At 42.6% G+C, this 23,782-nt stretch carries 16 protein-coding genes and 1 pseudogene; 13 read left to right on the forward strand and 4 right to left on the reverse strand.

All coding sequences use genetic code 11. The annotated features are described in order from the left end of the window. Positions 1-29: 29 nt before the first annotated feature. Positions 30-3,260 (reverse strand): HD domain-containing phosphohydrolase, encoded by a 3,231-nt coding sequence (locus L4C39_RS02985; RefSeq protein WP_429744342.1) that lies wholly within the window; start codon positions 3,258-3,260, stop codon positions 30-32. 337 nt (positions 3,261-3,597) lie between these two features. Here L4C39_RS02985 and L4C39_RS02990 point away from each other — a divergent pair, with 337 nt between their 5' ends. From L4C39_RS02990 to L4C39_RS03000, 3 genes are all read left to right on the forward strand, one after another. Continuing rightward, positions 3,598-4,569, forward strand: coding sequence for a tripartite tricarboxylate transporter substrate binding protein (locus L4C39_RS02990; protein ID WP_017052665.1), 972 nt, complete (start codon positions 3,598-3,600; stop codon positions 4,567-4,569). 235 nt (positions 4,570-4,804) lie between these two features. Further along, the gene (locus tag L4C39_RS02995) at positions 4,805-5,302 is read left to right on the forward strand and encodes a tripartite tricarboxylate transporter TctB family protein (protein ID WP_017052666.1); all 498 of its coding nucleotides are present in this window, start codon (positions 4,805-4,807) and stop codon (positions 5,300-5,302) included. A 59-nt stretch (positions 5,303-5,361) separates the two neighbouring features. After that, complete coding sequence (locus L4C39_RS03000; protein WP_017052667.1) at positions 5,362-6,912, forward strand: tripartite tricarboxylate transporter permease; 1,551 nt, start codon at positions 5,362-5,364, stop codon at positions 6,910-6,912. Positions 6,913-6,992: 80 nt separating this feature from the next. Here L4C39_RS03000 and L4C39_RS03005 read toward each other — a convergent pair whose 3' ends face one another. Further along, entirely contained in the window at positions 6,993-7,196 is a 204-nt protein-coding gene (locus L4C39_RS03005; protein ID WP_113796949.1) for a hypothetical protein, read from the reverse strand. Positions 7,197-7,517: 321 nt separating this feature from the next. Between L4C39_RS03005 and L4C39_RS03010 the strand changes: the two genes are divergently transcribed. From L4C39_RS03010 to fbpC, 7 genes and pseudogenes are all read left to right on the forward strand, one after another. Next, positions 7,518-9,560 (forward strand): alpha-amylase family glycosyl hydrolase, encoded by a 2,043-nt coding sequence (locus L4C39_RS03010; protein WP_429744346.1) that lies wholly within the window; start codon positions 7,518-7,520, stop codon positions 9,558-9,560. 193 nt (positions 9,561-9,753) lie between these two features. Beyond that, on the forward strand, positions 9,754-10,380 hold the full coding sequence (locus L4C39_RS03015) for a response regulator (RefSeq protein WP_113796947.1): 627 nt from the start codon (positions 9,754-9,756) through the stop codon (positions 10,378-10,380). Between the two features lie 3 nt (positions 10,381-10,383). Next, positions 10,384-12,036 carry an MASE1 domain-containing sensor histidine kinase gene (locus tag L4C39_RS03020; RefSeq protein ID WP_429744349.1) on the forward strand — a complete coding sequence of 551 codons (1,653 nt, stop codon included), beginning with the start codon at positions 10,384-10,386 and terminating at the stop codon, positions 12,034-12,036. Positions 12,037-12,169: 133 nt separating this feature from the next. Continuing rightward, positions 12,170-13,474 (forward strand): annotated as a pseudogene (locus tag L4C39_RS03025) (MFS transporter); the annotation flags it as partial. A 197-nt stretch (positions 13,475-13,671) separates the two neighbouring features. Beyond that, on the forward strand, positions 13,672-14,706 hold the full coding sequence (locus L4C39_RS03030) for an ABC transporter substrate-binding protein (RefSeq protein ID WP_113796941.1): 1,035 nt from the start codon (positions 13,672-13,674) through the stop codon (positions 14,704-14,706). A 244-nt stretch (positions 14,707-14,950) separates the two neighbouring features. Continuing rightward, the gene (locus L4C39_RS03035) at positions 14,951-16,966 is read left to right on the forward strand and encodes an ABC transporter permease (protein WP_261889495.1); all 2,016 of its coding nucleotides are present in this window, start codon (positions 14,951-14,953) and stop codon (positions 16,964-16,966) included. An 18-nt stretch (positions 16,967-16,984) separates the two neighbouring features. Continuing rightward, on the forward strand, positions 16,985-18,043 hold the full coding sequence (gene fbpC / locus L4C39_RS03040; protein WP_429744352.1) for a ferric ABC transporter ATP-binding protein: 1,059 nt from the start codon (positions 16,985-16,987) through the stop codon (positions 18,041-18,043). Between the two features lie 93 nt (positions 18,044-18,136). On the opposite strand, the gene L4C39_RS03045 is transcribed toward fbpC, so the two are convergent. Together L4C39_RS03045 and L4C39_RS03050 are read right to left on the reverse strand one after the other, a co-directional pair. Next, positions 18,137-18,823, reverse strand: coding sequence for a response regulator (locus tag L4C39_RS03045; protein WP_371730139.1), 687 nt, complete (start codon positions 18,821-18,823; stop codon positions 18,137-18,139). Continuing rightward, a complete protein-coding gene (locus L4C39_RS03050; protein ID WP_429744354.1) occupies positions 18,820-20,454 on the reverse strand; it encodes an ATP-binding protein in 1,635 nt (544 codons plus the stop codon). Before L4C39_RS03050 ends, L4C39_RS03045 begins: the two co-directional genes overlap by 4 nt. Before the next feature lie 450 nt (positions 20,455-20,904). Here L4C39_RS03050 and L4C39_RS03055 point away from each other — a divergent pair, with 450 nt between their 5' ends. The 3 genes from L4C39_RS03055 (at position 20,905) to L4C39_RS03065 (ending at position 23,746) form a co-directional block, all read left to right on the forward strand. Next, a complete protein-coding gene (locus L4C39_RS03055; protein WP_113796931.1) occupies positions 20,905-21,132 on the forward strand; it encodes a hypothetical protein in 228 nt (75 codons plus the stop codon). A gap of 221 nt (positions 21,133-21,353) precedes the next feature. After that, entirely contained in the window at positions 21,354-22,775 is a 1,422-nt protein-coding gene (locus L4C39_RS03060) for a TolC family protein (RefSeq protein ID WP_429744356.1), read from the forward strand. Then, positions 22,772-23,746, forward strand: coding sequence for an HlyD family secretion protein (locus tag L4C39_RS03065; protein ID WP_017052712.1), 975 nt, complete (start codon positions 22,772-22,774; stop codon positions 23,744-23,746). The genes L4C39_RS03060 and L4C39_RS03065 overlap by 4 nt, the downstream gene beginning before the upstream one ends. Positions 23,747-23,782: the final 36 nt, after the last annotated feature.

The raw sequence follows: 23,782 nt of genomic DNA on the forward strand, positions 1-23,782 counted from the left end.
AATGTATCCATAAATATTGAACAAAATTGCTATGCGGCTAACTCATCATCCAAATATTGGCTGATATCAACGTGATCGATTTGTTCTGGTCGTAAATACTCTTTCGCATAACGAAGGTAAGTACCACTAGCAAGAAACAGCCTGAATAGCTCAATATCTAAGTGATCATCAAGAGCCATCTTATACATAATATTGACGGCAACGCTGATTGGTTTCGCCTTTTTATATGGCCTGTCTGCTGCGGTTAATGCTTCAAATATATCCGCGATAACCAAAATACGTTCAGGCACAGATAACTGGTCGCCCGTGAGTCTTCTTGGATACCCTGTTCCTTTTAACGTCTCATGGTGCGTTGAAGCATAACGAGGCACACGAGCAAGTTCTGGAGGGAATGGCAGATTCTCCAGCATTTTAATTGTGCTGATCATATGCTCATTTATCTTAAATCTGTCTTCAGCGGTTAAAGTGCCCCTTTTTACGGTCAAATTGTAGATCTCACCCAAGTTGTATTGATGTTCAGGCACATCCATTTTTATATTGAACTGTGGATCAAATTCTACATTCTGGCTACGCTTGATAATGTGTTCCGCTTTATCGGCAAGCAGAGTTTCGGTCACAGGGAGCGGGCTCGCTTCACCTTCACAGGCTAGCTCTTCGATGGGTGATAATCCTAGGCGATCATCAAAATAGCGAGTCCAAGTCTTACTTGCTAAATCATGAATACGTTCGATGCTCTCATCATTCATAAACTCTGAACCCACATTGGCTGATGCTACAAACGCAAAATCATCCACCAACTGCTGCTGATCTCGCTTCAATTTCTGCATCAAAATTTCATGATTATGTGGTTCCAACGCCAATTGTTTTAAGGTTTCAATTTCAGCGTCCCGCCATAGTACTTCAAATCGCATTCTTACTTCATGAATTCGATTATAACTCGCTTCTAACTTAGTGCCTTTGTCTACGATATGTTCGGGAGTGGTGATTTTACCGCAGTCATGCAACCAAGCAGCAATTCTAAATTCTCGTCGTTCATCATCATTCGCAAACGCAAAGCTCTTAAATGGGCCAGACTCTGACTTTTCAGCCGCTTCCGAGAGCATAATTCCAAGTTCAGGCACTCGATTACAGTGTCCTGCGGTATAAGGTGACTTGTCATCGATCGCTTGTGCGATGAGGCGGATGAAAGATTCGACGAACTCTTCTTGAGCCTCCTCATGTCGTTTAAGTTCACACGACATCTCTTTAATCGAAACGGACAACTCCCACAACTCTTTGACTTGAGTTTCCACAAGCTGCACATCATCATATTGACGATTCTTAATTTTGGCACTCTGCTCTCGAAGCCGCGCAATCGGTTTGACGATGGGTGAACCAAAAAACCACGACAGCGGTAGAAAGAGAGATAAAAATCCCGCCGTTAACAAAACAGAAGTAACAACCTTACTTTTGGCTACCGAATAAATAACCGTCTGTGGGATCACTACCGCAAAGTACTCTTCAGAGCCCACATCAACACCAACATCACTCACAAAAATATATTTACTTTCACCAGCAATATCTTTCAAAACTAACTTATGCTGCTGTGTTGGTTGATCGGCTATTTCCATAAGCTCAGCATAAGGCACAACAAGATCTGATTGCTTTGGTGATCTCGTTTCAGGCCCGCTTAACCATTTCCGCTTTAATGCTTCCTTCTGTTCCGGAGTGATATTCGCAAGTGCCTGATTGATGATATTCACAATTTCATGGTCCGGTTCTTTCATCACTAAATGAAACTCATCAGAGAAGCCATACTGAAACTCCACGATATTATTGTGAGCCTGTAGCTCTTCGATGAAATACTGCTGAGTCACTTGCGATAAAATTACTTGGGAATCAATAACAGCATCGGCATCACCACTTTTCACGGCTTCAATCGCTTGTCGAACACTTGGATAAACTTGTAATTGGATGGAAGGAAATTGTTTCTTTATTTGTGGAATAACAGACCAACCGTCTAAAATTGCTAATCGCTTTCCATTCAACTCTGTGAGCGTTTTTATATCATCCACTCCAGTGTTAGTGACAATTCCAAATGACAGCTCATACATCGGTTGGCTAAAGACACCCAATGTTTGATTCATTTTATTATTTTGAAGGGAATGCAGCATATCCAGCTCATTGCTTTGATACTTAGCAAGCAGTTCATTCCATGAAAAACCGTTTATGAATTCAAACCTTAACCCTGTCATTTCAGACACTAGCCCCAAAGTATCCACGCTGTACCCTTGTGGCTGGCCTGCCAATGAAAAATCCATAGGTGCCCAATCATTTTGATTAGATACTTTGAATGAACGTGCGTCCGCGATAATGGATTGCTGTTTCGCGGTGAGAGGTAATATTTTGGATGGTGGCAAAATAACGAGCTGAGAAGAGGATTGATTAGAAGCGATTACCTCTCCATTTTTACGATAGATATAAGCTTCTAGTATTGTCGATGAATCACGTTCATTGACCAATTCACCCTCAGTCAAATGCTGAGAATTACGTTTTACTATTGAAGACTTTGCCAGTTCAGACTCTACCGATGATAGAACGATATCAATCCCCAGTACCGCTTTCGATTCAGGGATACCAATTGAGTAAGTCTGCCCTGGTATTTTTAGATGCTGAAAAAGATAAGGTAAGGTTTTATCTACCTCTGTTTTTCCTTGGGCGGAGTACCATGGTCTTTGAGTAGGATAGTAATTACTCTTTTCGGATTTTGTATGCCTTATGTTGAAATTGGCGTCATAATAAAGCGTCTCTTTTATTCGTTGGTTACCAATATTAGAGATTTTAATTAGAACCCAGCGATCACTTGAAATTGCGCGGATTCGTTCTCGAACGATCGGAGCGGAATTTAAATTGATTAGCTGATAAAAATTCTCGTTGTCATACCCGACATAGAGGCTATAGAACAGAGGGTTTTTATTCATTGCCTGCGCAAAAATAGACCGTGTCTTTTCGAACGACTGATTATATTCAGATTCGTTCATGATCTTACCGAGCAGTTCTGCCGTATAAGTCGCTTCTCTATCTAATCTTTTGATGTAACTGCTGATCTGCTCAGAGACACCCCGATATTCTGTGACTGCGTTTTCTGCTGCCATCTGCTTACTAAAACGGTACTGTAAACTAATCGCGATGAGTGCAGTTATCAGTGTTGCGATTAAAAACATCCCAACGACGGTCACTCGGATGGTTATTCTTTTGTTTCCTACCTTTCTTGAGCCCATTATTTGCAATCCTTGCTTAATAGTATCCAAATTGGCAACACAACTAATAGCAACATAACACATATGCAACAGTGATTCTCTTATTTGTGAGAATCCACGCAAATAATCCGTAACTTTATGTTACTGCTCGCAAATTATTATTATCAGCAACTCATGAACTTTATGACCAAAACTCCCTTTATGCCCTTTATTCTTTTTATCATCGTTATAACGACAATTTCATAACAAGCCATTAACTTTACTCTATCCACATCGAATGGCTCTTTCTTGTGGTGAACATATTATAAAAAGCATGGATTGATTCAAATTCCATGCGCCGACATAAGGAACGTGAAACATGTTTAAGGTATTAAAACCGACTCTAGCGGCAACGATAATCACCGCAAGCTTATCTTTCAGTGCTCTTGCAGCAGACGTAGAAAAAATACATTTCTTAATCCCTGGCGGAGCGGGTGGCGGTTGGGATATGACGGCTCGTGGTACTGGTGATGTACTCGTAAAGTCCGATATCGTTGAAAATGTCTCCTTTCAAAACCTATCTGGCGGTGGTGGCGGTAAAGCAATCGCACACTTAATTGAAACCGCCAAACGTCAAGAAGATACTTTGATGGTGAACTCGACACCTATTGTTGTGCGCTCTCTTACTGGTATTTTCCCACAATCATTCAGAGACCTTACTCCAGTTGCCGCCACTATTGCCGATTACGGAGCAATCGTGACTTCGACTGATTCTAAATACAACTCTTGGGAAGAGGTGGTGGCCGATTTCAAAGCCAACCCACGTAAAGTAAAAATTGCCGGAGGATCAGCTCGCGGCAGTATGGATCATCTTGTCGTAGCCGCTGCGTTTAAAGGTGAAGGTTTCGATGCTAAGAAAGTTCGTTATATTGCATACGATGCTGGTGGCAAGGCAATGGCTGCACTCCTCTCTGGTGAAACTCAACTTCTATCTACGGGTTTAGGTGAAGTGCTTGAAATGTCTAAATCAGGCCAAGTGAAAATCTTAGCCGTTACCGCTCCGAAACGACTTGCAGCCGCGCCAGACATTCCAACTCTCGTTGAGTATGGCAATGAAACGGTATTTGCGAACTGGCGTGGATTCTTCGCCGCTCCCGGCACTAGCCAAGCAAAAATAGATGAATGGAACCAAGCGTTATCGAAAATGTACAAAACCGATGAATGGGCAGTGGTTCGAGACCGAAATGGGTGGATCGACAACTACAAAGCAGACAAAGACTTCTACACATTCTTAGAGCAGCAAGAGAAGCAGATGGGTACATTGATGCGCGAACTCGGCTTCTTGAAGTAGTGTTCTTGAGGTCATCAATATAGAAATATAGGTTATTGATGCCACCTTGATGACATCAATAACCTTTGGGGCAATCTATCGACCCTACCCTGTTTCACGTATACAAGTGTTTACCCAAACTCCTTTGTTTATTGCGAACCCGTTTGACTAGCAGCAATCGGATGACGCTTAGTTAGTGATTTATTGACTCGCTTGTATACGTTTTTTCTTTTATGAACCACAAATGGAGTTGGATATGTCGGATTTGCCAACCAAATTTTTTAGTCGCGAATACCTTCTGTGCAGAGATCGTGTTGGTGCACTCATTTTCTTAATTACCTGTCTATGCTATGGCTATCAAACGACACTGATCCCTTTGTTTCCAGGTGATGAATACGAACCGTTTACCGCAAGAACATTACCAATATTGCTCACGATAGCAGGAAGTGGCTTATCACTCCTTCTTCTTATCATGGGGAAACCTGACAAACAAAGCGGCGCGATCCTTGGCTTCAATTGGAAGCTATTACTCTCCTTCCTTGCACTAATGGCGCTATATGGCCTTGGCCTAACATACGTCGGTTTTGTATTAGCAACCAGTTTGTTCTTACTCGCAGGGTTTTACCTACTAGGCGAACGCCGTAAATCGATTCTATTAGGGGCTTCATTCCCATTTGTTATCGGGTTTTATCTTCTTTTAACTCAAGGATTAGACATCTACCTTGAGCCCGGTCTTATCTTCACCCTTTGGTAATACTGATAGCCAATGAGCAACCGCAGTTGGCTTATTTTAAGTATGAGTAGGAACACATTATGTTAGACGGAATTTTACAAGGGTTATCGACCGCAGTGATGCCCATGAATATCATGATGGTCGTTATCGGCTGTTTTGTTGGAACCTTCATTGGTATGCTCCCGGGGCTTGGTCCTATATCTGCCATTGCTTTGATGATCCCAATCACTTACGGGTTAGAGCCCTCTTCTGGCTTGATTCTTATGGCTGGGGTTTATTATGGCGCTGTATTTGGAGGGTCAACCTCTTCGATTCTAATCAATGCTCCGGGCTGTTCATCAACCGTTGTCACCGCTTTTGATGGTTATCCTATGGCACAGAAAGGCCAAGCGGGTAAAGCACTTGCGCTCGCCGCTTACTCCTCTTTCACAGGGGGAACGCTGTCTGCCATTATGCTGTTGATTGCCGCTCCTGCTTTAGCCTCGGTTTCTCTGAGTTTTCAATCTTCAGACTATTTCGCGCTTATGCTTGTCGGCCTATCAGCGGTTGCTGCATTTGCCGGGCCCGGTCAAGTCATCAAAGCTTGGATGATGACCATATTAGGATTGATGTTATCTACCGTCGGGATAGATAAAGGCGTCGGGGTTGAGCGATTCACTTTCGGGCTGACTGACTTAATGGATGGATTCAGTTTTCTACTGCTTGCAATGGCCACCTTCGCATTAGGCGAAACTCTCATGGGTATCTTAAATCCAGAGAAAGATACCAGTGGCGAAGAAAAAAACAAAATGGCCGATATCGGTAGTATGAAAGTCACCAAAGAAGAACTTAAAGAAGTGGCACCTGTCTCGATTCGTTCTTCTATTCTTGGCTTCTTTACTGGTGTATTACCTGGCGCAGGAGCCACAATAGCAGCCTTCCTAAGTTACGGAATGGAACGAAGCCTTGCTCCGAAAGAGAAGCAGAAAGAGTTCGGTAAAGGCAGTATTCGCGGTTTGGTCGCACCAGAATCGGCTAACAATGCCGCATCAAGTGGTTCATTTGTTCCGCTATTAACACTAGGGATCCCTGGTTCAGGAACGACTGCCATTATGCTTGGGGCGCTTATCGCCTATGGTATTCAGCCCGGACCACGTCTATTTGTTGATCACCCAGATGTATTTTGGTCAGTCATCATCTCTATGTACTTTGGTAACATTGTACTCGTGATTCTGAATCTGCCGCTTATCCCGTATATCTCGAAATTATTAGCGGTACCAAGAACAGTACTGCTTCCAATGATTCTGTTCTTCTCTATTACTGGTGTCTATTTGGTTTCATTTAATACCATGGACGTGTTCATCATGTTATTCATTGCCATGGCGGCCATCGCTTTAAGGTTAGCCAATTTTCCTCTCGCACCATTATTACTTGGGTTCATTTTAGGGGGGTTAATGGAAGAGAACTTACGCCGTGCTTTAATGATTGCCGATGGTGAATTAAGCTTCTTGTGGGAGAGACCCATTACCCTCACTTTCACCGTTATTGCTGTTCTGGTTCTTGCCAGCCCAGTGGTAATGACATTAATCAATCGATTAAGAGCGAACACAACCGCAACAAAACCTGAACAGCCGTCATCTAACAACAATTAGGCTCTCGTGCTCGTTGCACACCAATAAAAAGAAGGATCTCAATGAGATCCTTCTTTGTTGCGGAAAATCATCAAATAGCACTAAAGATTGAATAGACTCTCCATCATATCTTCACTGCTATGAGCATTAAAACTGTACTGTTGACCGTTCTTAACCACTTTTAGACTAGCAGAGTGGAAATTATCTAACGGGTTATTATCTACATACGCTAGCGATTTTTCTACTGAATCAAACACATATAAACTGTCATCATTCAGTTGCAACTGACATTCGAGTAACTCCATATTTACGCCCTTTTATTATTATCCTAAGCCTAACGTTGCAGACCGTACAACGTTACATAAACATTAGTTCATCTCTTTAGAGTGTCAAGAATAGGATTAGATTTTGTATTTTTTTTAACAAAAATCTCTTCTTTTTCTAAATAACCCTATTCACAATCTTATAAATTGCGTCAACTCTCATTTGGTAGCCCTACCAAACAACTTCGACGTGAGCAAGATCTCTCAGCCTTTCCACTCCGCCCCTTAAGTACAGTTTTAAGGAGGTTATCTTATTTTTCGTGTTGTTTATTATTCAGTTATAACTAAAATCAGGAAAATAACGTGAWTATTAACAATCAAAAAAATAGGATAATCGCCACGACTATCCTTTCAATAACAACAATAATCACTGGCTGTAATGGCTCTGAATCATCATCAAAAGCAACCACCTCACCGCCTTCCGCCTATGCGTGTTCTATTGAGACTAATAATACGTCCAACGATTTGCGAATTTACCAAGTCATGGTGGAAAGCTTTATTGATGGTGATACAAATATTGGCCATGGTACGGGTTATGGATCCAGTCACCATAATGGCGATATTCAAGGCATTATCGATTCTCTCGACTACATAAAATCGCTTGGAATGAACGCCATATGGATGACTCCTGTATTTAACTCTGAACCACTAAAAGGTCAAGACCATTGGGCCGATAGACTTGATGCAACAGGATATTTCGCCACAGATTACTTCACGATTGACCCTCGATTTGGTGACATAGACAAAGCCAAAGAATTAGTTGAAACAGCGCATAAAAAAGGTTTGTATGTATTCTTTGATGGCGTGTTTGGTCATCACAAAGCGAATATAATGCCATCGCCAACGGGGCAACTCCCTTCTGGTGCAAGTAACCCAGTCTCTTATCCAGAAAGCTTGCCTTTTTATCAAGAAGTAGCTGAATACTGGATTAAGGAACTAAAAATTGATGGCTGGCGATTGGATCAAGCTTATCAAGTTCCAACTGATGCTTGGACTGAAATTCGTAGAACGGTCGATCAAGCATCATCATCAGTGACTTACACCAACAGCGATGGCCAAATTGTTAATCCTCTCGGTTATATGGTGGCTGAAATTTGGAATAATGAGAATTACATCAAAGAGACAGGCTATGGTGAACAAGACAACCCTGCACTCTGTTCTGCCTACGACTTTCCTGTTCGTTATCGTGTCGTTGAAACCTTTGCTGTCAATGAAAGCAATGTAGGAAATAAAGGCGGAAAATGGCTCGATGAAGGGATGCGCTTACATGCACTCTATCCTGACCACGCCAAACCAAATCTTATGCTAGGTAACCACGATCTCGTTCGCTTCGGCGACTTACTGCAACGTGGAAATATAGCAAACCCTGAAGATGCCGAGTATTGGCAGCGCTATAAAGCCGCGATATCATTTCAAGCTGCTTACACCGGACCTATCACACTCTATTACGGCGATGAGATCGGTGACCAATTAGACGGATTTTCTCAACAGGTCACCAATGATACATGTGCCATTGACGGGCTATGTGATGACCACGTCGCCAGAACTAGCGCTAAAATTGAAGGCATCAGCGTCTCTTTAAATACGAAGCAGTTAAACCTTAAAGCCTATGTAACTGAACTCATGACATTAAGAGCCCAACACCCTGCACTCTCTTCCGGCCAACGCACCAATATTATTGCCACAGAAGATGCTTATGTGGATCATAAGCAGTTCACCGACGATATTCTGTTATATCTGGTCAGCACCAGTGACCAAACTCAAACATTAACTTTAGCCGCTAATAATATTGGCTCAAAAGGTACGCTTACAAACCTTCAATCCGGTACGAAACTCAACCTTGCTGGTGGCCTCTACGAAATTGAATTGGCCCCTTTTGAAGCAAAATTTTTAAGCGTTGATCAACCGAGCATTGAAGGACCAATCGAAAATGACAGCAGTAAACCCAACCCGGACAACGACTCATTTATGGCGCAATGTGATAACCCAACGATGAATGAGCCCGGTCCAATCACCGAAACCTTATACGTTGTCGGAGATTTTTCAGACTCGAATTGGAAACATGTCTCTTCTCGCGCCTTTCAATACAAAGGTGACGGGGTTTACCAAGTCGTCGTTAATGAAAAAATAGGTAGCTATAAGATGCAATATGCAAGTAATGATTGGGCCCAGCAGTTTACAGCTGACAACATGACCCTTTCACTTGGTCAAGAAGCAACGCTGGTTCCAGGTGGATATGGTAAAGATACCGCTACCACTATTTTTCAAGCAGGTCATTACGTTTGGAGCTTAAAGTTCGCCAACGATGGAACACCAGAACAAACCATGATTGCTCAGTGCCCATAATCCTGAATATTTGACTCAAACAATATTACAGGTCAACGAAAGAGAGTGCCAAATGGCACTCTCTTTATATTTCTAACCACTAATTATAAATTAATCACCAAAGATGAGCGACTACCATCACATCTATTTGTCGAGCCATTTGAAGGTTCAAATCCCTTTTGCAATGATGGCGACCTTAAATAAGGATATATATATGATTTCTGTCGCTCTCGTTGATGACCACATTATGGTTCGCTCTGGCTTTGCACAATTGCTTAGTGTTGAGTCTGATATTAATGTGCACAGCCAACATAGTTGTGCCTCAGAAGCTTTTAAAGCCTTAGTCAAATCATCAGTAGATGTTGCTGTCATCGATATTTCCATGCCTGATGAAAGTGGTTTAGTATTACTAAGTAAACTTCGTAAAGAACAGCCGAACTTCCGCGCCATTATTCTCAGTATTTATGATTCAGCTTCATTCGTTAGCCAAGCTATTGAAGCAGGAGCTTGCGGTTATTTATCTAAACGCTGTGGGCCAGGTGAGTTAGTAACTGCCATCAGAACAGTCGCCAACGGCGATCGATATTTATGTGCCGATGCGCTATTCAATTTAAGTAACGCGTCTGCTACTCCCTCAGCATTAGATGAGCTTACGAAGCGAGAAATCGAAGTATTTAACCACCTGATCCAAGGTGAAGATGTCAAACACATTGGTACAGAACTCTCGATCAGCCATAAAACAATTCATGTTCACCGCGCCAACATTTTAAGTAAACTAGGGCTGGCTAATAATGTGGATCTCATCCGCTTCGCTCTCAAGCACAAACTGCTCGCTGAATAAGCAATGGTACAACAAAACCAAAACTCCCGACCAATCTTTGCCGACACCTTTACCTATGCTTTTGGCTTTTTTATTTACAGCATCAGTTGGTTTTGCTTATGGAATATTAGTCGTTACTTATCACCCGATATATTACTTGCAGGGCTATTGCTGCCAAGTGGCTTAAAACTTGTCGCATTCACTTTGTCACCGCGCCCATTATGGCGAGTCTTTGTTTTCAGTGAACTGGTAATTTCAGGAAGCTTAGTCTACTTATTAGCGGAGTATAGTCATGAAAATTTGCTGCCTGTCTTTGCTTTCCTTCCATATTTTATCGCCATCCCCTTTCACCGCTACTGGCAGCCTCTCACTGTTTATTGGCAAAAGATTCTTGCACTAACGAGCCTAACGTTAATTCATGGTTTGCTTTGTGGCCTAGCTATCTTGCTTTTAATAAAGCCCTTAGAAATGCCAATCAGCTATGTATTTTCCACCACAATTTCAGCATTAACAGGTGGAATATTACTCGCTCCATTTTTATACCTACTCTACGACTATTTGCAGCAGAAAATATGGCTCCCTCTTAGCCCAACACTCATACATCAAGAAGTTCGGTTACGCCCTTCCGCGCTGTTATGGGGAATCAGTTTCTTTAGTATTGGGCTGCTGGCCGAGCTAACTCTATTGGAACAAATGAAGCCGCTCGCGTTGCTTATCATTCTGCTGCCTAACATTTTTATGGCGTATAAATATGGCTGGCAAGGCGGTGTGTTAGCCAGTGTAATCAACAGTATGTTGCTCGCTACCGCAAGGCAGATCACTGGTTCCTTTGAATCAGACCAAGAGCTGCAAATCTTTATGACCACGCAAGCACTGGTTGGATTAGGGCTTGGTATCGCGATCAGCCGCCAATATTTACTCGCCAAACAACTACAACAGGTCAATAACGATTTGGGAATCGAGCTCGCGAATAAACAGCACTTAGCTAGACAGCTCGTTCAAGTAGAAGAAGACATAAGAAAATCTGTCGCCCGTGAGTTACATGATGAAATCGGTCAGAATATTACCGCAATTCAAATTCAAGCCATGTTAGCAGATCGAATAAGCCAAGATGAAAATAGCAAGAACATTGCTACAACCATCAATTCACTGGCGCTAAGAATACACAGCTCCACTCGCCAACTGCTAACCCAACTTCGCCCCCATACTCTCGATGAGCTTGGTCTAGAGGATGCGGTTCGTCAACTTAGTTCAGAAATGCGTTTTGCCGAACGTAAAATTGATTTTAAACTAAATTTTGGTCTTTTCGCTGAAAAACTCGACGATATCACCGCTGTAACCTTATACCGTATTGCTCAAGAGTTACTTAATAATGTCAGTAAGCATGCAAATGCCACCGAAGTAAAACTGAGCTTAATGCCTGGTGATATTTTTAGTTTAGAGCTGAGAGATAATGGCAAAGGGTTACCTGAGAGTTGGAAAATCAAGGGCCAAGGTCTTAAAGGGATTGAAGAACGGGTCAGTGCGTTAGGAGGAAATATGACCATTCAAACCCGCCAATTAGCCCCAGATATGCCTTCTGAATTAGATAAACAAGGTCATTTAGACCCAAAACCGTTCAACGGAACCCGAATTACCATCAATTTACCAACGAAAACGTTTTCTTTAAGTAAGTAATTTGTTAAGTAGCCCACAAAAATCACCTTCCCACAATAAAACTAGGAAATTTTCTTAGTCGTTTATAAATTTGTCTCATTCATTATCTCAATCTGTTTAGTAACATCAATTCGTACCAAGGAGAGTCAACAACATGATGGGGTTTCTTTCTACCGAGCAACCAGTTAAACCGATAACAGACAAAAGTCAGATCGACGCCACTTATCAATATTGGCGACTGCACTTAATGCTATCGATGTATGTTGGTTATGGCGTGTTTTACTTCACTCGAAAAAGTTTGAATTTTGCTATGCCCGCTATGCTCAGAGATCTCGGATTAGAACATTCCGACATTGGCTTTCTCGGCACACTTTTTTACATCACTTACGGTGTATCAAAGTTTGTCTCTGGCATGGTGAGCGACCAATCTAAACCAAGTTATTTCATGGGGTTAGGGTTAATCGCCACTGGCATTATCAACATTGCTTTTGGTTTGAGCTCATCCCTTTTGATGTTCGCCATACTGTGGACATTAAACGCCTTCTTCCAAGGCTGGGGTTGGCCACCATGCGCCAAACTTCTCACCACGTGGTATTCGCGTTCTGAACGTGGTTTCTGGTGGTCTATTTGGAACACTTGCCACAATTTAAGTGGCGCTTTGATTCCAATCGTCATTGGATTCACCGCAATGAATTGGGGTTGGCGATACGGATTTATATTGCCTGGTGTTTTCGCCATTTTAGTCGGCGGAGTCTTATGCTTTCGCATGCGAGATAAGCCCACCAGTATGGGCCTGCCTAGCGTCGGTGAATGGCGTAATGATGAACTTGAAAAACGTCATGAACAAGAAGGCCGAGGACTTAACTTTAGACAGATCCTCACCACCTATGTATTAGGTAATAAATATATTTGGTTACTGTGCAGTTCATATCTCTTGGTCTACGTGGTACGGACTGCGATTAATGATTGGGGCAATCTGTATCTCATGCAAAGGCACGGTTTTGAACTGTTTTCAGCCAATGCCGCCGTGTCAATGTTTGAAATCGGCGGATTCCTCGGGTCTCTGTTTGGTGGCTGGGGTTCTGATAGATTTTTCCGTGGTAACCGAGCACCGATGAACTTGATTTTCGCATTAGGGATTTTTGCTTCAGTTGCTGCACTTTGGCTCACGCCTTTAGACAATTTTATCGTGCTTTCTGGCTGTTTTTTCTCCATCGGTTTCTTTGTTTTTGGCCCACAAATGATGATTGGAATGGCAGCCGCGGAATGTTCGCATAAAGACGTAGCAGGTACGGCAACAGGCTTTGTCGGTCTATTTGGCTACTTAGGTGCCGCACTTGCGAGTTACCCAATCGCACTAATTATTGAACAATTTAGCTGGGAAGGCTTCTTCAGCATAATTACATTATCGGCGGCTTCTATCGGCCTACTGATTTTGCCTTTTGTAAAAGCACAGCAACGTGCTGAAAGAGAACCCCTTAACAAGCGTGAATCAGTCCACGTGGGTGTTCTCTGCTTACCCACGTTGCTCACGAATAAAATCATCAGGCTCTATGCGTGGTGACACAAACTTATCACTGGATTGTGGTAAGAACTCAATGCGCCCTACAACCACACTCTCGCATTGAGTTCATTATAAAAAGCAGAGGAAATAACATGAAAGTTAGAACTCACCGTAGCCTACTGGCCGCTTGCATCCTTGGTTCTGCATTTGCTGCCCCTCAAGCAATGGCAGATGGTCGACTTGTCGTATATTGCAGCGCAACAAATGCAATGTGTGAAGCGGAGACAAAAGCCTTTTCTGAAAAATATGATGTAAAAACATCATTTGTTCGAAATGGTTCAGGCAGCACATTAGCTAAAATTGAAGCAGAAAAGAAAAACCCACGTGCCGATGTTTGGTACGGCGGTACACTTGATCCGCAATCACAAGCGGGGGAAATGGATCTACTTCAAGCCTACAAGTCGCCACAACTTGAATTCATCATGGACAACTACAAAGATCCAGCAAAACGTAAAGGTAACTACTCCTCTGCGGTTTACATGGGGATTCTTGGTTTCGGTGTCAACACTAAGCGTCTAGCCGAAAAAGGTTTAGAGATCCCTCGCTGTTGGAGTGACCTGACCAAACCTGAATACAAAGATGAAATTCAAATAGCCGATCCACAAAGTTCTGGTACCGCTTATACTGCGCTGGCAACGTTCATTCAATTATGGACAGAAGACAAAGCGTTTACCTACTTTAAAGATCTGGATAAAAACATTTCGCAATACACCAAATCTGGCGTAACCCCATCACGTAACTCTGCTCGTGGTGAAATCGCGATTGGCATTGGTTTCTTACACGATTACTCACTAGAGCAATCAAAAGGTGCACCACTTGAGCTAATTTCTCCTTGTGAAGGGACTGGCTATGAAATTGGTGGAGTGAGTATTATTAAAGGTGCACGTAACATCGACAATGCAAAACTGTTTGTCGATTGGGTGCTATCGAAACAAGGCCAAGAGTTAGCATGGAAAAAAGGTCAATCTTTCCAAATCCTAACCAACACATCAGCAGAGCAATCTCCAAATGCACTTAACCCGAAAGATCTGACGCTCATCAACTATGACATGGACACATACGGTTCATCGGCAGAGCGTAAGCGTTTAATCAACAAATGGGTAAACGTCGTTAAAATGGGCGAATAAACCACCTAGGTAATCCCCATATCGAGCAGCGTTTGTGCGCTGCTCACCGTTTTATTCTCGATACGATTTTCAATAAGCGTGCGTGTCATGCTTACGGCTTTTCACACCCTTAATTTGGTAATTTACAATGAATGACTTAGCAGCTGAATCGACTACTCCCCAGCGCCAAAGCTCTGACCAACACCAAAGTTCTCACCAAGATCAAAAAACGCATCAGAGGGATCCCGTTTTCTACTGGGTTGCTATGCTGATCGGAGCATTTATATTGCTGCCTGTGTTCTCTCTCGACTATGGTGTTTTTGAATCAACACCAGAAGAGTTCAAAGCCGCAATGGGTTGGAGTGGGATGAACATCTCATGGTTGTGGTTTGCTTTGCCTTTGGTTCTATTAATTAGACCATGCCAAGCGCAAAACAAATACGCAAAAAAACGTCACTACTTCGATATTGGATTTTCAAGTGCATGTATGCTCTTGGCGTTACTCACTTCTTGGTACACGGAGCAAGGCCTAGGCTACGCCAGTATCTTTTTATTCGTTGGTCTCGGCGCGGTCATCACTCTTGCCTTCTCTCGACTTGAATATTTAGGTGGAGATACGTTTGTTATCGGTTCATTGATTTCAATAGTATTGCTGATCTCTATTTTCATCATCTATCCAAGCATCGCGATTTTCGTGCCTATGTTTAAAGATGATATGGGCAACTTCGTGATGTGGCAATTTGTCGAAATCATCACTAAAGCACAAATTGTTCAAATCATTCTTAATTCCATCATGCTTGGCACCTCTGTTGGTATTGGCGCAACCTTCTTTGGTCTTATCTTTGCAATCTACACCACTCGAATCGCCAAGCGTTCAGCTTTTATCGCACGTATTTTCTCCATCCTTCCGATTGTCACACCACCATTCGTTGTCGGCCTTGGGGTAACATTAATGCTGGGGCGTTCAGGTTACATTACTGAGCTCATGGTCGATTGGTTTGGCTTGCAACAGACAAACTGGTTGTATGGTTTTACTGGTATTTGGATGGCTCAAGTACTTGCCTTCGCGCCAATGTCTTTCATGATTTTGGATGGAGCAATGAAGTCGCTACACCCTTCACTGGAAGAAGCGTCTTACACCTTGCGAGCCAATCGCTACCAAACTTTCTTCAAGATAGTGATGCCGCTGCTTAAACCTGCACTGGCTAATTCATTCTTAATCATCTTTGTTCAATCTCTGGCTGATTTCAGTAACCCATTAGTACTGGGCGGCAGCTTTGATGTTCTAGCAACTCAAATCTACTTCTATATTGCAGGTGCGCAGCTCGATTATGCTTCAGCCAGTACATTAGGCGCTGTTCTACTATTGTTCTCACTGGCTATTTTCGTGGTCCAGTATTTATGGATTGGTAAACGTTCGTACGTCACGATTTCGGGTAAATCTTACCGTGGTGATGTTCAACCACTACCGCCGACACTGAAACATGGCGTCACTGGCCTACTCTACTTCTGGATGGCCTTCAATGTTCTGCTTTATGGCAGCATTATTTTCGGTAGCTTTACGGTCAACTGGGGTGTGGATTACAGCTTAACGTTCGACAACTACATCAATCTATTTGGCATGGGAATGAGTGAAGGTGCATGGCCATCGTTAATCACAACCATGACTTACGCTGGTATTGCTGCTCCAATTACGGCTTTCTTCGGCTTATTGATTGCGTACATCGTAGTAAGGCAACAATTCCATGGCAAGAAAGTCATCGAATTTGCCACTATGCTCTGCTTTGCGGTACCTGGAACGGTTGCAGGTGTCTCTTATATTCTCGCGTTCAATGACGCACCAGTTTATCTTACGGGAACTGCTGCAATCGTGATTATTTCCATGGTAATGCGAAATGTACCCGTTGGCATTCGCGCCGGGGTTGCTGGTTTAGGACAATTAGATAAATCGTTAGATGAAGCGTCACTTAGCCTGCGCGCTAATTCACTCAAAACGATTACCCATATTCTACTTCCCTTGTTAAGGCCGGCAATTCTTTCAACGCTGATTTACAGCTTCGTCCGTGCAATGACGACGGTAAGCGCGATCATTTTCTTGGTTACGCCAGAAACCCGTGTCGCAACTTCCTACATTTTGAACCGCGTTGAAGATGGCGAATATGGTATCGCTATCGCATACGGCTCAATCCTCATTGTAGTGATGTTGTCGATTATTTTAATTTTTGACTCTCTTGTAGGCGAAGCACGTGTGTCTCGCTCTAAAGCTAACAACCAAGAATAACGATTGGAGATATTGATAATGGAAAATGAAAACTTTGTGGTTCTAAAAAATGTCTGCAAGAAGTTTGGTGATAACACAGTTATTGGCGACTTGGACCTAGAGATCAAAAAAGGCAGTTTAGTGACACTACTTGGCCCTTCTGGTTGCGGAAAAACCACGGTGTTACGTTTAGTTGCGGGGCTAGAAAAGCCAACAAGCGGTCAAATATTTATTGATGGGCAAGATGTCACCAATACGTCGATTCAACAGCGTGACATTTGTATGGTGTTTCAGTCTTACGCACTTTTCCCTCATATGTCTCTGCATGAAAATGTCGGCTATGGTTTAAAAATGTTAAGACTACCCACTAGCGAAATCAAACAACGAGTGGATGAAGCGCTTAAGTTAGTTGATCTTGAGGGATTTGGGGACCGTTTTGTCGACCAAATATCAGGTGGTCAACAACAACGTGTCGCCTTAGCTCGCGCCTTAGTATTGAAACCAAAAGTGCTACTTTTTGATGAGCCATTAAGTAATTTAGACGCTAACTTGCGCCGTAATATGCGTGAAACCATTCGTGAGTTACAGCAGCGCTTTAATATTACATCGCTTTACGTGACTCATGATCAAACTGAAGCCTTTGCCGTATCTGATACCGTGATTGTAATGAAAGACGGTGACATCATGCAGAAAGGTTCACCAACCGAGCTCTACAAAAAACCAGCATCAATGTTTATGGCGAACTTCATGGGTGAAGCCAACATTTTTCCTGGCTATTTTGATGGCGAAAGCATTAACATTAACGAATATAAAATACCGGCAGATCCTACGATGATTGAAGGGTTTCCCATCAACGAATATCAAATTGGGGTTCGCCCTGAAGCGATACTGCTTACCAATCACGGTGAAGAGAGCCAACGTTGCACAGTGAATAAAGTCGCTTACATGGGCACAATGTATGAAGTTGGTGTGACTTGGCACGATCACGAGATTTTATTGCAGCTTAATTCATCGCAATTTGATGCCTCATTATCAGATCATGCTTACTTAACTATAAATCCAACAGGCTTATTCTTATTGCCGTTTAATGCGCAGTAAAAACTGATATTGCATCTCAATATGGTCAAATCACTAAAAGGAGCATTCACTGCTCCTTTTCTTTATGTGTATATTCCCATGTTTTAAATACCGCTAACGTACTAATCGACAGTAACACCGCTCAGGTCTACCTACACTTCCATAGTTCAAATCCGCTTCCAACTCTCCCGAGCTGATCAAGTACTCAAGATAGCGTCTTGCGGTGGTTCGACTTGCCCCTATTTGATCACCAGCTTCATCCGCTGTTAAGCTAACAGGGTCTTGAAATAAGTTACGAATTTTATCGAGTGTCACACTATCAATACCCTTCGGTAAGCGTTGATGGCTCGGTTCTACATTGGCATTCGCTTGAAGCATTTTATCAACCAAACCTTGGTTAAAATCGGCCACATTATCCAGTTCTGTTTGTTGAGATTGGTACTTTTTAAGCGCCACCTCCAACCGAGAAAAGATCACAGGCTTAAGCAAATAATCGACCACACCACCACGCATCGCCTGTTGTAGTGTGTCGACATCACGAGCAGCAGTAATCAAAATAACATCACAGTGCTGATTATTACCGCGCACTTTTTGTAAAATATCGAGGCCATTTCCGTCAGGAAGATAAACATCCAAAATCACTAAATCAGGCTTCAATACTTCAAGTTGCATTTCAGCTTCAGATTGAGTCGTCGCAATGCCTACAACATCAAAGCCACCCATTTGAAGTAAATAGCGGTGATGAAGCTCAGCAATCGCAACATCATCTTCAATAATCATCACTTTAGTGGCTGAGATCATAGCTGAGACTCCTTCGGTAGATAGACCGTCATTCTCGTTCCGTACTCCTTGTCACTCGTCATTTCTAGCTGTCCGTGATATCGGTCTGCCAGCGTCTTCACTAAATACAAGCCCACACCTCGGTTGTGTTTCGCTTTGCTTGAAACCCCTTTATTCGTCAGTGTTGTGGTATCTAAATCGTGGGGTAAACCACAGCCTTGGTCATCCACTTCAAGAATAATTTCATTTCCAAAATCACTTAAAGAAACCTCGATGATCCTCCTATCAGGTGAAATATGTTGATCACTGTTAATCACACTCATGGTCGCATCGAACGCATTATCAATGAGGTTTCCTAATACTGTAACGACATCATCCGAGTTTAGCCAAGCTGGCATGATTTCAAGTCTGGAGCCCTCTTCAACTTTTAGCACTAAGCCTAATTCTCGTGCCCGTTCTGTTTTTCCTAACAACATGCCAGCAATCAATGGGTCTTTAATTGTTTCACGCAAGAACTCAATCAATGCTTGATAATGCTCTGTTTCTTGTCCAATTAAATTTTGTACGGCATCTAATTCCCCCATCTGAACTAATCCACTGATAGTATTCAGTTTATTTTGATGCTCATGTGTCTGGGAACGCAGTAAATCCGCATACTCTTTGGTTTGGGAGAGTTGCTCTGTCAGTTCATTTATCTCATCTCGTAAACGAAAACTCGACACCGCACCAACCACTTTCCCTTCCACAACTATCGGGCTACGGTTTGCAATTAAGCGTTTCTGCTTTAGATACAATTCAATATCATGATCGTGTTCACCGGATTTAAGTAATTTATTCAAGTCACTGTCAGGCAACACTTTCGTTAATGGCTGATTAAGCGAGGATTTCCCGTCGATATCTAAAATCTGGCAGGCACTTTTGTTGATTGAGCGCAGTATGCCATTTGAATCAATACTGATGATCCCCTCTTTGATTGTACTCATGGTAACGTCCAGCTCCACATATAAACGGCCAATCTCTTCGGGCTCAAAACCTAAAATGGCTTTTTGAAACCGGCGTGAAGCATAACTTGAAAGCAGTGCGTTTGCGGCAACGACTAGAAGTGCCATTAAGATCAGAAAAGCGAGGTAAGGTTCGATTTTATCTTGTAATGTGTCGAGTAGATAACCAACGGAAACCACCCCTATCACATCACCATCACGATTGAATATCGCTGCTTTCCCACGAACCGAGCGCCCAAGAGATCCCTGAGCAATAGAAACATAAGCTTCGCCATGAATTAAAGCCCGAGCGTTATCCCCGCCTTTCATTGGCTTACCTAAACGCTGATCAACCGGGTGAACTAGACGAACGCCTTCGTGGTCGCCAATCACAATAAACGCGGCACCAATCATTTCCGTTAGTTTTCGGTATCGGTCTTGTACATCGGCACTATTCATTGCTCGAAAATTTCGTGTTTCGATCAGATTCACGACCGCATCCGACTTTGCTAAAAACGAGGCCACACCCAACGCTTTTAAACCTATCTCTTTCTCTTGAGAGTGCTTAATATAGGCAAAGCCCGCCGCCGATAAAATCAGCAGTTCAATTAAGCCCGATAACGTCATGATGATCAGCATTCGTTTTCGAAAACTGATTTGCCTCCACTTCATGAATGCACCCCATTAAAAATTCAAACACTACAACGGATCTAATTTAACATTTAAGCAACAACAAGGCTTGTGATGGTATAAATAACTGTGAACAGAAGGCTTTTATCTTTACCTCTTCAGTAGCACATAAATTCAAACTTAGTCTGCTTTATATAATGCCTAACTATTCTTTCCGAACCTTCTGTAAGCTGGTGCTATCAGATGCATATCAATAAGCCATTTAATTGATCTAGATCATGTAGATTTTAGCTCTTTTTTATCTATTTTTAGATCAATACGCATATACTTATTTCAGTGGATAAATAATACGCAATGGAATTGCCCTGTGGTAAGGCAAATAGCAGAGAGGAACCAAGCCTCCACCATGAATACTTACCTACGTAATCAGGATGTCTATTCAAAATAGTACAATAATCATAACGTTCTAACATTGTTAAAAGGAATAAAACAATGCAACGAGACTGTTTTGGAATCTGCCTAACTAAGGCGATGCTGCTAAATAATGTACAAGCTACTTTCACACACGTTCGTGCGTATGAAAAAAACGCAAGCTCACCAAGTGATTTGCATGTACTACTTGCTTTTCCTCAAATGTCTGGTCGAGATCTGCTAAACACCATGCAAGGTTCACGACAACTTGAATGGCGAGCAGATCACCACTGCCCTGCATTTGACTAAGCTTTGTTTTAACAGCACGTCGAGCTGATTCATCTATACTCAACCTTAAGGAAGAGTACGATATTGTTCGTACTCTTTTTTATTGCATCACAATAAATTCTGGCTCACAGTTCTGCTTTCAATTAGTTCTAATATATTCAACTTGATCATCACTTCGAGACAAATCAATCGTTTTATGGTACAATTAGAGCTATTACTCTAATTTTAATTTCAAGGCTGTCATGAAGGTTAAATACGCATCTGCGCTATTAGGTTTGCTCTCTAGCGCCCTCTCTTTCCAACCCTATGCGGCACCAATCTCATTCCAAGATGCTTGGCAAATTTTGCAGCAAAGCAACAACTCTTTAGCTGCACAACGAGCTAACGTCGAACGCTACCAACATTTACAAAGCGCGAAGGATGACCTGAACTTACCTTCAGTAACTCTTGGTGCGAAATACATTCGCCTTGATACCGATGTGACCGTTTCTGGACAGCAACTGCTCGATAGTACAGGTGCGGTTTTACCACCACTTCCTCCCTTTGAAAATGCTATTGCAAATGCTCTACTCAGTACAACGTCGACCATTACCGAACGTGACATTTTCAGTTCATCAATCCGAGCTATCTGGCCTATCTTTACAGGTGGTCGAATTACTGCGGCTCAAAACGCAGCGGAAGGTCAATCTGACGAAGCGAAAAGTCAGTTGGCGATGGAAGTACAAGCTCGTTACGAAGACTTAAGCAAATATTACTTCTCCGTATTGCTGGCTCAAGACGTATTAGAGACTCGTAAAAGTGTAGAAACGGGGTTAACGCAGCACCGAGATTTTGCAATAAAAATGGAGCAGCAAGGCCAAATCGCACATGTTGAACGACTTCAAGCAGAAGCTTCTCTTGATAAAGCGATCGTAGATAGAAAGAAAGCCCAGCGTAACCTTGATATTGCTCAGTCGGCTCTCACTCAAATTCTTAGCCAAGATGTACAAGTAGAACCAAGTGATGTTCTGTTTACCAATGATAATCTACCGCCGCTCAGCGCTTTCATTGATCAAACACTGAATACCTACCCTGGCCTCGCTATTTTAGACGCTAAACAAAAGCAAGCCAGTAGCCTTATCGCCGCTGAAAAAGGCAAATATTACCCTGAAGTTTTCCTATTTGGTGATTACAGTCTGCATGAAGACGATTCACTCGCAAGCCAGATGAAACCTGATTGGCTAGTTGGCGTTGGGGTTAATATTCCGCTTATTGAAACTTCTGGGCGTTCGGAAAATATTAAAGCGGCCCATAGTGCTGTATCTCAGGTGAAGTATTTAAAGGCACAAGCCAAACAAGACTTAAGCGTGCTAGTAGAGAAAACCTATTTAGAAGCAGAACAATCCGTTGAAGAAGTCAGTGGATTGAATTCAAGTTTAAAACTTGCCGATGAAAACCTTCGCCTTCGCAGCAAAGCCTTTACGCAAGGTTTGGCTAACTCATTAGAAGTGGTTGACGCGCAACTTTACTTAGCCAGCATTAAAACTCAACAATCCGTTGCACGTTTTCAATATTTAATCTCACTCAATAAACTGTTGGCTTTAAGCAGTGAAATGAACGCTTTCCCTCAATACCAATATTCTGCATCAACGACTGACAATGCAACACAAAAGGATCCATCATGAAACGACTAAAGCCAGCACTTATCTCTATTTTTGCAATTGGTGTCGTTGGTTGGGTAGGAAGTAGTTTCTATCACGCTTATCAACCTCAACCGATTCGCTTGCAAGGCCAAATCGAGGCGCAACAATACAGTATTTCCTCGAAAGTACCGGGGCGAATTGATCAGGTTCTCGTGCGCAAAGGTGACATGGTTGAAAAAGGTCAGCTTATCTTCACTCTTCATAGCCCAGAAATTGCGGCTAAATTAGAGCAAGCTATTGCTGGACAAAAAGCGGCTGGCGCAATGGCAAAAGAAGCGGAGAAAGGCGCTCGAACACAGCAAATTCAAGCCGCTAAAGACCAATGGCAAAAAGCCAAAGCTGCGGCAAACTTGATGGAAAAAACCTACCAACGTGTGAACAACCTATATAACGATGGCGTGGTTGCTGAACAGAAACGAGATGAAGCCAAAACCCAGTGGCAAGCGGCTAAATACACCGAAAGTGCAGCGTTCCAGATGTACCAACTGACCAAAGAAGGTTTACGTGATGAGAGTAAACTGGCTGCTGAACAAAAAGCGGTAATGGCAGCGGGCGCTGTTGCAGAAGTGGAAGCGTATGCTGCGGATACAAAAATCGAGAGTTGGTTCAACGGTGAAGTGTCACAAGTACTGCTTAACAGTGGTGAACTTGCTCCACAAGGCTTCCCTGTTGTAACCGTTATTGATACTAAAGACTCTTGGGCCGTTTTAAATGTACGTGAAGATCAACTTAAATCATTCCAAAAAGGGACTCGCTTTCAAGCTTACCTTCCTGCCCTTGATGATACCTTAGAGTTTGAAGTGTCTCATGTTGCTGTTATGGGTGATTTTGCCACTTGGCGCTCAACAGATTCAGCACAAGGCTTCGACCTACGAACGTTCGAAGTAGAAGCCCGCCCAATTGATCAAACTCAGTCGCTTCGCATGGGCATGAGTTTAGTTGTTGAGCTGTAATCTTTGTATGCTACCTGTTTGTGGAAAGTATGTTTT

This window comes from Vibrio clamense (assembly GCF_050337905.1).
Classification (GTDB): domain Bacteria; phylum Pseudomonadota; class Gammaproteobacteria; order Enterobacterales; family Vibrionaceae; genus Vibrio; species Vibrio cortegadensis.